Here is a 9,735-nt window from a genome sequence, read left to right on the forward strand (position 1 = left end):
GTGGCGCGACCAGGACTGGCTGACCGGCGACCCGCTGCGCCGCATCCGCCGCCGCGCCCGCACCCCCGACCGCACCAAGGCCCTCGACCGCGACCAGGTCGAGGCCCTGCTCACCCGCCCGAACCTGCCGCTGCGGGACCGGACGCTCTTTCGGCTGCTGTACGAGAGCGCCGCCCGCGCCGAAGAGGTCCTGGCCCTCGATGTCGCCGACCTCGACCAGCGCAACCGCCGCGCCAAGGTCCGGCGCAAGGGCGGCGCCGTCGACGTCATCGTCTGGCAGATGCCCACCGCCCGGCTGCTGCCCCGCCTGCTGGACGGCCGCCGCACCGGCCCGATGTTCCTCACCGACCGGCGCGCCCGCCTCCCGCTGCCGCCGGCCGACGTCGACCCCGACTCCGGCCGGGCCCGGCTGTCCTACCGCCGCGCCGCCGAACTCTTCGAGCAGGCCACCGCCAAGCTGCCCGGCGGCCCGTGGACGCTGCACCAGCTCCGTCACAGCGCCCTCACCCACGCCGCCGAAGACGGCGCCAACACCTCCACCTTGCTTGCCTACTCCGGCCACACCTCGGTCGCCTCCCTGGCCCGGTATGCCCGCGTTTCCCCCGAAGCCCTGGCCCGGTGGCAGCAAAACCGCGACCCCGCCGCGCGCCGCCGCTGATACGTGGCAAGATCCGCTTCGGTTTCCTGCAGAAGCGGGGCGGCGACGCTTCATGGGGAGAAAGCGTCGCCGCTCGCCAGGTGCGAGGCCGTACCCGCGTGACCGCGCTACCGGCGGCCAGAAGATCTATAAGAAAGCAGCACGAGGCCGGCTGCGAGAAGGAAGCTGCCCGTGGTAAGGCCGGCGATCCATTCCGGAGGCAGGCCCGCATTGGGCCCGAGGAGAAGAATCATGGCGGGCGCAACGACCATGGAGGTGACGGCAATGACCATCCGCCACATCGTGGTCAGGGCATGGGCGGTCTCCTGAGTGGGGACCTTGGCGTTCAGCTCACCCTTCAACTACCCGTGGAAGGGGCGGGCGCTGATCGTCAGATTGGCGACTGCTGAGGGGGCCTCTTCAGTCGGCTCGGTGGTGGGGGACGGAGTCCGGGACGGCTCTGCTGCCATCGAGGGCATTCTCCTTGCGCGGTGAACTGCTGCGACCCCTTTGGCGCAGCTAGCAAGCTTTGGTTCAAGGCTCTCCTCCGGAGGGTTGTTGGTGCGCGAAGGACTCGGGTGAAGCGTGAGGGTGCATCGAGGTGAGAGCTCGGGTGGTGCGGGAAGGGCTCCTTCGGTCGAGTGTGTGTTCGGTAGTTGGATGATGACTATATCGCATGTGCAGCGAATCGCCGTTCCAAAGCAGTGGAACTAGCAGCATATGCACGTAAGATAGAGCATAGAATAACTGTAAAACTTATGTCTAAGGACTGGCGGAGGCGTGTCTTGATGTGTCACGGTGAACTGGCAGAGCTGGCGGATGAGCGACCCGCCGCCCTGCAGGAGTCCCCTCGCCAAGAGATCTTGTGACACCCGCAGCCCCCTCATCCGCCAAGTTCCCGTGAAGACCTGCAAGGGAGAGCACGACCATGTCCGCCACCACAGGTGAAGGTATGTCGTCTCGGCAGGCCGTTGCTGAACGGATCACCACCGCACTCATCACGAAGTCCGCGGAGGCGCTACAGCGCTCCCAGGACCGCACCGGCTTGACCAAGACCGACATCGTCAACCGAGCCATCACGTTGTACGACTACATCGAGCAACAGATCGGCGACGGTAAGGAACTGCTGATCCGTGACCCCGACACCAAAGAGGTTCAACTCATTCGACTGTTGTGATTCGCGAGTCCTGAAGACGTAGGCCGCGAACGGTACGTGAAGCGCCGGTCGGCGCCCCCCTCGCAAGGGTGGTGCCGACCGGCGCTTTCGTGTGTGATGGGCGCGCCCTTTGCTTGGTGATGATCAATGTGGGGAGCCCTTTGGACGGGGCCATGGCCCCTGTGAGGCGCCGCGTCGCCGGGTGGTCAATGCGGTGAAGTGAACGTCCTCTGGGCGTGCGGCAGCTCGCGCGGGGATGCTGGTTCAACCTCCGGGGGAAGGAATCGCTCCCCCGGGAAGAGAGGATCCCTTCCACTCCCAGCGACCTTGGGGAAGCCACTGTTGGGAGCCCGTACCGTGGAATCCGGGTGTCTTCCCTCCGTGCCCGGCAGCGTCCGCATGGCCTGGCGGAAACGTCGGTGGAGGGATCACGCCTCGAGGGAGACGATCGACACCGGTGATCCCAGGCGGCTTCGGCGCCTGGCCGGCCGCCAGGCCGACAGGGACCATCAGTTGATCGTTCAGTTGATCGTTCCGCCCAGCGGGGCGGACGGGCTTCCTGCCGAAGGATCTTGGCGGTCCCAGCTGGCAGGAAGCCCGGTCCATAAACCCCAGCGTAGGCCCCGCTCGCGTCGGCCTGGCCGCGAAGATCATCGCCCGGAGCCTTCTTACCCCTCCTTAAGCATCGGATTGGCCCCTGCGGTACAAGCCCCTCTACTTTGCTATATGTGAAACTTGCGTACACCATGTGCACGTCACGTAGGAGAGGTTGTGCCGAACAAGACCTTGAGCGTCCGCGAGGACGAGTTGACGCTGTGGGAACGCGCCAGCCGGGCCGCCAGGAACTCACACACCACGGTGTCGGCGCTGGTGGCCTCCGCGCTCGCCCACTACCTGCGGGCCACTGAGACCATCACCGTGCGCATGTACAACAGCAATGGCGCGGACCGGCTCGAAGCCTTCACCGGCCGCTGGCTCGTCAACGCCCAGCTCGACTCCGACCAAGACCCTGATCGGCACAAGGCGGAACTGCTGCGCGGCCGTTTCGGCCACAAGGGAGCAAATGCGGAGTGGCGGACCGGCATCGCTGAGACCGGGCGCGGCCGCATCGCGGTCTACCTGCACCACTGGGACTACTTCAACGACTTCCCGCCGGAACTGCACGTGTTCGACGACCTCGACACCGCGCTGCACAAGCTCGCCGGCGATGGCCGCATTCCTCCAGGAGTGTGGACCGACGCCAGGATCGCGCTCGTGCGCCTGCCCGTGGTGTGGCGCGACATCTAAGGACGTCGCATCCGCCGCCGAGCCCGCACGCCGGACCGCACCAAGGCCCTCGACCGCGACAGCGCGACGTGTGAAGCGGCACCCACGCGCCGGACTGGTGGGGCGGGCCGCCCCACCGGCTGGCCGGCGCAGGTTCCGCTGCCCGCCGACGATCCCGGCTGGGCCACCCAGGCCAGAGCGTTCCTGCTGGACTGCCTGCCCGCCGACTTCCGCGCCCACGAGGTGGTGCACGACCCGCACGTGCTGACCTGGATGGCAGCCGGACACGTCCAGCGCGCCCTGGCCGCACTCCGCGCTGGCTACCGGGCCGCGGCCGTCGACCTCAAGCCGCACCTGCCCCCGTACACGATCGCCGACCTGCTGGAGGTCTACCGCGCCGAAGGCCACCGGCTGACCGCCGCCGCCACGGCCATCACCGTCGTGGGCCGCGCCCTGCGCACACCCACTCCCGGTAACGTCGGCCCAGGGCCCGGCTCACAGCCGCCGTAGCTCGGCGATGCTGCGGTCGACCAGCTCGGCGTCGACAACGCCGGGCCCCGCCCACCCAGCATCGCCCAGGGCGGGCGCGCCTGCAGCGTTGTGCATGCACGTGCCTCGCGCGTCTGCACCCGCGGAACGCTCGTGCACGTGCACGGCAGTACACAACCACGAGCTGGTGTGGCGCACGCCCGGTCGAGGCAGGACAGCTTTGGTCACGGTGCTGTCCGCCACCGGCCGGGGCCCGGCCTGGTATCAGCCGGCCCTGGCGGGTCCGGCGCCGGGCTACATCGAGGTCGTCAACGAGGCTTTGGCCCAAGCGCACGAGCTGAGCGTCGGCTTCGCTCCACGTTGGGCTGGCGCAGTGAGCGCGACCCAGGGATAGCTACTTACTGCTTAACGAAAAATGCGTAGGGTGACCATACAGCTTGGCTGCCCAATGCAATTGATGCGCCCGGCAGCGGGACCAGGGACGGTCATGATGGGTTGCGTCGGGTGCTTCGGGCGCGGGCGTGGTGGTACTGCCAGATGCGGTGGACATCGGCCACCAGGTCGAGCACGGCGGCGTCCCGGGTGGCCGGGTGCTTGCCGGGGCCGGTATGCGCGGCCAGGGTGCGGTTGCGGTGGTGGGCGTGCCAGCCGCGGCCGCCGAGACGGCGGGTCACGGTGCCCAGCAGCTCGCCAGCGATGACGACCCAGTAGACGGGCACGTCGTCGATGATGTCGCTCTTGATGACCTGGACGGCGTCGAGCTCGGCGTCGGTGTACCAGTGCGGCCGCCGGGCCGGGTCGGCGTCGGCTGTCCACGGCCGCGTGCTCTCGGCAGGCTCGGGCGGCGAGCTCGGCGAGCGCGTTGTCGTGGCGGCCGGGGCGGCGGGCTGGTCGTCGTGGTCCTGGTCGACGGCGGCCGCTGTGGTGGTGCCGGCGGCCGCGCCGGGCGGGTCGTCGTCTTCCAGCGCCCGGTACAGCGTCGACCGGCCGACGCCGAGCTCGCGGGCGATCCGGGTGACGGACTGGCCGCGCTCGCGGCGGGCCCGGGCGGCGGCGAGCACGTCCTCGGTCACCATCACCGGGCGGCCGCCGGTACGGCCCTGAGCGCGGGCGGCGGCCAGGCCGTCCAGGGTGCGCTCTTGGATCAGGTCGCGTTTCATCTCGGCGGCCATGGCCGCGACCATGAACAGCATCTTGTCGGACATCGTCTGGCCGTTGGGCTTGTGGGTGCCGGCGCAGATGCCGGTCAGGATGTGCAGGTTGATGCCGCGCGGCGCGAGCTGGTCTTCCAGGAAGACCAGCAGCTCCTTGACGCTGCGGGCGAGACGGTCGGGCTTGGTGATGACCAGCGTGTCGCCCGGCTTCATGCCGTCCAGCGCCGTGGTGAGCTTGGGCCGCTCAGCCCGGCGGGTGGAGATGGTCTCCTCCACGATCTCGCGGCAGTCGGCGCCGCCCAGCAGCTCCAGCTGCGCCGCGTCGTCCTGGGCGCGGGTGGAGATCCGGGCGTAGCCGATGCGGATCGCGTTGGTGGCCCCGCTGCGCTCGGTGGCGTGCTGCCGGCTCACGCGCGGCCCGCCGCTTCCCGGTAGAGAGCACGCAAGTCCGCGGCGGTCCGCTGGACGACCGCGGTGGTACTCGCCTGCCTGCTCTGAGCTCGCCGGGCGTGCTCAACCGCCGCGCTCAGTTCGTCGCCGTGCCAGCCGATCACTTCCTTGGCCTCGCCCGCGGCCGTGGCGACCTTGTCCCAGTCCTCATCGTCGGCGTCGTTGGAGATCTCGCCGACGACCTCGTAGACGTGCTCGACGGCCCGGTCCAGCGCCATCAGGGCGGGACCGAGCCCGGCGAGCACCGCGGCGTAGTCGCCGTCGAAACGCTCGAAGACGGCCGGCACCTCGGGGTCGAGCAAGGCGGCCAGGGCGCCGGCGTCAGCCGCGATCCGCGCCGCCAGCACCTGGGCCGTAGCGGCCGCCGGGGTCGCAGGGGTCGAGGTGGTCATCTCCACTTCGCTCCGTTCAAAGATCCAATGGGTCAGGACGCTCCGTGCACGGGAGTTCGGACATCCGTGCAGACGACTTCAGACATCGACCATCCGTGCAGACGACTTCGGACATCGGCTGGTGAGCGGCGGGCGTCCTGGTGGGTCCGCCCGCCGCCTCGTGGTCAGTCGGTGCCGATGCCGGCCGCCTGCCACTGGCGCAGGGTGGCCAGGAATTCCAGCGTGGGGGCGATCTCGATCGAGACCCCGGCGCCTTCGATCTGCACCGCCGCGGCGAGGGTGGCGTGGACGGTCGCGGGGCCGTCGTCAGTGCTGACGTCCCAGCTCTCGACCGTGCCGCCGTCGTTGTAGTAGCCGACGAGGTCGCGGATCTGGTTGATCTTCACGGGCGGGGCCTCTCTTCGGTGGGCTACTCACACTGTCCCGAAAACCGTCCCGAAACACAAGGGCCCTGGAGAGGTTTTCGGGACAAGTGTCGGTTTTCGAAGTCGCGTGCACGGATGTCAGGAGTCGTCTGCACACGCGCGCTGAGGGATGGAGCCTCGGCGGGAATGGGCCAGCGCGGCGGTGCAGGTGATCGGGATTCGGTGGCTGGGCTCCTTGCGTAAGTCCGCTCGTAGTAGGTCGTTAAGCGTGATATCGGCCAGATTCTTTGTGTCCGGTGGCGGCCATTTGGTTGCGGTTCCATGTCGCTTGGGCGCCGATGGTGGGTGGCGTGTCTAGCCTGAAGATGCCGGTGCGGGGGGCGCGGCTTGTGTCTGGTTGTGGAATGGCGGGCGGGGCTGGTGGTTGATCGGTTACTGGTGGACATCGATGCAGATGGCCGGGTGTCGGTGGCGATATGGCTGGCAGGCGAGCAGTTCCCCAGAACGGCGGCAGATCCGATCGAGGTGGCCTGGCCGCTCGATGCACAAGCGTTAGAGGATCTGCGCTGGTATTTGGAGGACTATCTGCGCCACCCGTTCGCGGTGTATTCCGACCGCGGTGACGATATCGCCGCGAAACTGCCCGCCTGGGGCCAGAGCGTTTTCGAGGCGATATTCGGCTCGGCGCCGGTACAGGCGGCGTATGCGACAGTGCGGGCGCGGGGCCATCCGGTCGAGGTGGTCCTGCAGTCGAAGGCCGCGCAGCGGCTGGGGCTGCCGTGGGAGTTGATGCGCGATCCTGCGCGCGGCCTGCCGCTGGTGCTGGATCAGGTCGCGCTGACCCGCAGCCTGCCCGCGGCCGACCTGAGCGAGGCCTTCCCTGCGGGCGGCGCGCGGCTGCGGGTGTTGATGGTGATCTCCCGGCCGGCCGGTGAGCGTGATGTGGGCTATCAGATGATCGCCCGGCCGCTGCTGGAGCGGCTGGAAGCGGTCCGCGGCAACGTCGATCTGGTGGTGTTGCGGCCGCCCACCCTGGACCGGCTGCGGCAGGTGCTGGATGAGGCGGTCGCAGCGGGCGAGCCGTTCCAGATCGTGCACTTCGACGGGCACGGCGCCTTCGGCGGCGGGCGCGCCCCGGCCCCGGGGTGGGACCCGCTGCGCTTCCAGGGCCCGCTCCCGCGCGGGATGCTGGCCTTCGAGACGCCCGGCGGGGAGCCCGACCTGGTGCCGGCCGAGCGGGTGGCGCAGGTGCTGTCGGCCGGGCGGGTGCCGGTGGTGGTGCTGAACGCCTGCCAGTCCGGGCAGGTCGGCGGCCAGGTGGAGGCGGCGGTGGCGACCCGGCTGGTGCAGGGTGGGGCGGCCTCGGTGGTGGCGATGGCCTACAGCGTGTACGCGGTGGCCGCGGCGGAGTTCATGACCGCCTTCTACGAGCGGCTGTTCGCCGGGGACCGGGTCGCCGACGCGGTCACCGCCGGCCGGGCCCGCCTGGCCCTGCACGACCGGCGGCCCAGCCCCAAGGGCCCGCTGTCGCTGGCGGACTGGATGGTGCCGGTGCACTACCTGCGCCGCGATGTATCCTTCCCCGGCTTGCGCACCGACCGGCGCGGGGCGTCACTGGAGGAGATGCTGGACCGGCTGCGCACCGGCCCCGCCGACGCCCAACGGGCCGCAGATGAGCTGACGGATGATCTGGCGCCGGACGGCGTGTTCGTGGGCCGCGACGGCGTGTTCTACACCTTGGAGGCCGCGGCTCGGCTGCAGCGCGTGGTGATCCTGCACGGACCTGGCGGGACGGGCAAAACCGAGCTGGCCAAGGCCTTCGGCCGGTGGTGGCGCGACACCGGCGGCGTGGAGCGTCCGGACTTCGTGATCTGGCACTCCTTCGAGCCCGGCCTGCCCTCCTTCGGCCTGGATGAGGTCATCACCGCCATCGGGAGGCAAGTGTTCGACGACGACGACTTCGCGCTCGCTGATAACGATGAGCGCCGCCGGATTGTGCGGCAGTTGCTGGCCCAGCGTCGGCTGCTGCTGATCTGGGACAACTTCGAGTCGGTGCACTCCATGCCCGACCCGTCAGCGGCCACCCCGCCGCTGGCCGGCCCTCAGTTGGAGGAGCTGCGGCGCTTCCTGGCCGGGCTCGCCCGCGCGGGCAACAGCTCGGTCCTGATCACCACCCGCAGCCCCGAACCCTGGCTCGGCGAGCAGCTGCGCCGCCTCGAGGTGGGCGGCCTGGCTCAGCACGAGGCGATCGCCTACGCCGGCCAGCTGCTGCAGCCCTACCCCAACAGCCGGCCGCGCCGCCAGAGTCCGGTGTTCGCCGAGTTGATGGAATGGCTGGAGGGCCACCCGCTGGCCATGAAGCTGACCCTGCCGCACCTGGACAGCACCGATGCCGGCGTGCTGCTGGCCGCGCTGCGCGGCACCGCCCCGCTGCCCGGCCGCGACGACGGCGGCGGTGGCGGCGGTGGTGGCGGGGATCGGGCCACGTCCCTGCCGGCCTGCGTCGCCTACTCCTTCATCCACCTGCCCGCCGACGACCGCCAAGCCCTGACCGCGCTCGCGCTCATGCACGGCATCGCCGACGCCGACGTCCTAGCGATCATGTCGCAGCAGCCGCAGGTCCCAGCCCAGTTTCACGGCCGAAGCGCCGACGATTGGGACCGGGTGCTGAAGAGGGCGAGCGCGGTCGGGCTGCTCACCGCTCTGGGCGGCGGCATGTACCGGATCCACCCCGCCCTGCCCGCCTACCTGACCAGCCGATGGCGCCTGGACCAGCCCGGCGACTTCGACCAGCAGCACACCCGCACCACCCGCGCCCTCCTGGACGCCTACGCCGCCCTCAGCCAATGGCTGGACCAGCAGATCTCCGGTGGTAACGCGCAACTGGCGATCACCGTGATCGGTCTGCAACGCCGCAGCCTGGGCAGCATGCTCGGCCACGCCCTGGACCACCAGCTGTGGGAGCACGCCCAGGACATCATCCAAGCCCTGAACGAGTACTGGGATTTTCGCGGACTGAGCGAGGAAGCCCAAGGATGGACCGACCGGGCACGCCTGCTCCTCGAAACCCCGGACGGAACCGCACCCGGCCTCAACACCGACGCCGGCCAGCTCTGGCTGTTCATCCTCAGCAGCGAAGCCAACCGGCAACTCCGGGCGCACCGGCTTGAGGAGGCCCAGCACACCTACCTGACCCTCCTCACCGCCCTCCAGCAGCAAACCCCCCCGACCCAGGGCCACATCGCCGCCGTTCACCACCAGCTCGGCACCGTCGCGCAGGAGCGGGGCCGATTGGACGAGGCCGACGCCTGGTACCACCAATCCCTGACCATCTTCGAGGAGCTCGGCAACCGGCCCGGCATGGCCAACACCTACCACCAGCTCGGCACCGTCGCGCAGGATCGGGGCCGATTGGACGAGGCCGACGCCTGGTACCACCAATCCCTGACCATCGAAGAGGAGCTCGGCAACCGGCCCGGCATGGCCGACAGCTACCACCAGCTCGGCACCGTCGCGCTGTTGCGGGGCCGGTTGGACGAGGCCGACGCCTGGTACCGCAAATCCCTGACCATCTTCGAGGAGCTCGGCAACCGGCCCGGCATGGCCGACAGCTACCACCAGCTCGGCACCGTCGCGCTGTTGCGGGGCCGGTTGGACGAGGCCGACGCCTGGTACCGCAAATCCCTGACCATCTTCGAGGAGCTCGGCAACCGGCCCGGCATGGCCGGCAGCTACCACCAGCTCGGCACCGTCGCGCTGTTGCGGGGCCGGTTGGACGAGGCCGACGCCTGGTACCGCAAATCCCTGACCATCTTCGAGGAGCTCG

At 69.7% G+C, this 9,735-nt stretch carries 9 protein-coding genes; 5 read left to right on the forward strand and 4 right to left on the reverse strand.

Annotated elements, in window-relative coordinates:
• Positions 1 to 658, forward strand: a 658-nt coding sequence (locus AB0I15_RS65585; protein WP_358120586.1) for a site-specific integrase, incomplete at its 5' end; no start/stop codon positions are given.
• 107 nt (positions 659 to 765) lie between these two features.
• Here the strand turns inward: AB0I15_RS65585 and AB0I15_RS65590 are convergent.
• Entirely contained in the window at positions 766 to 999 is a 234-nt protein-coding gene (locus tag AB0I15_RS65590; RefSeq protein WP_358120589.1) for a hypothetical protein, read from the reverse strand.
• Between the two features lie 566 nt (positions 1,000 to 1,565).
• Between AB0I15_RS65590 and AB0I15_RS65595 the strand changes: the two genes are divergently transcribed.
• From AB0I15_RS65595 to AB0I15_RS65605, 3 genes are all read left to right on the forward strand, one after another.
• Entirely contained in the window at positions 1,566 to 1,814 is a 249-nt protein-coding gene (locus tag AB0I15_RS65595; protein ID WP_358120591.1) for a hypothetical protein, read from the forward strand.
• 750 nt (positions 1,815 to 2,564) lie between these two features.
• Positions 2,565 to 3,080 (forward strand): hypothetical protein, encoded by a 516-nt coding sequence (locus AB0I15_RS65600; protein ID WP_358120594.1) that lies wholly within the window; start codon positions 2,565 to 2,567, stop codon positions 3,078 to 3,080.
• A 225-nt stretch (positions 3,081 to 3,305) separates the two neighbouring features.
• The gene (locus AB0I15_RS65605; RefSeq protein WP_358120596.1) at positions 3,306 to 3,569 is read left to right on the forward strand and encodes a hypothetical protein; all 264 of its coding nucleotides are present in this window, start codon (positions 3,306 to 3,308) and stop codon (positions 3,567 to 3,569) included.
• A 464-nt stretch (positions 3,570 to 4,033) separates the two neighbouring features.
• Here AB0I15_RS65605 and AB0I15_RS65610 read toward each other — a convergent pair whose 3' ends face one another.
• The 3 genes from AB0I15_RS65610 to AB0I15_RS65620 form a co-directional block, all read right to left on the reverse strand.
• Positions 4,034 to 5,113, reverse strand: coding sequence for a recombinase family protein (locus tag AB0I15_RS65610; protein ID WP_358120599.1), 1,080 nt, complete (start codon positions 5,111 to 5,113; stop codon positions 4,034 to 4,036).
• Positions 5,110 to 5,544, reverse strand: a complete 435-nt coding sequence (locus AB0I15_RS65615; RefSeq protein WP_358120602.1) for a hypothetical protein — start codon at positions 5,542 to 5,544, stop codon at positions 5,110 to 5,112. Before AB0I15_RS65615 ends, AB0I15_RS65610 begins: the two co-directional genes overlap by 4 nt.
• Positions 5,545 to 5,708: 164 nt before the next feature.
• Positions 5,709 to 5,930, reverse strand: a complete 222-nt coding sequence (locus AB0I15_RS65620) for a hypothetical protein (RefSeq protein ID WP_358120604.1) — start codon at positions 5,928 to 5,930, stop codon at positions 5,709 to 5,711.
• 417 nt (positions 5,931 to 6,347) lie between these two features.
• On the opposite strand from AB0I15_RS65620, the gene AB0I15_RS65625 reads away from it, so the two are divergent.
• A partial coding sequence (locus AB0I15_RS65625) for a tetratricopeptide repeat protein (protein WP_358120606.1) occupies positions 6,348 to 9,735 on the forward strand: 3,388 nt, incomplete at its 3' end.

Source organism: Nonomuraea sp. NPDC050643 (genome assembly GCF_040654715.1).
GTDB lineage: Bacteria > Actinomycetota > Actinomycetes > Streptosporangiales > Streptosporangiaceae > Nonomuraea.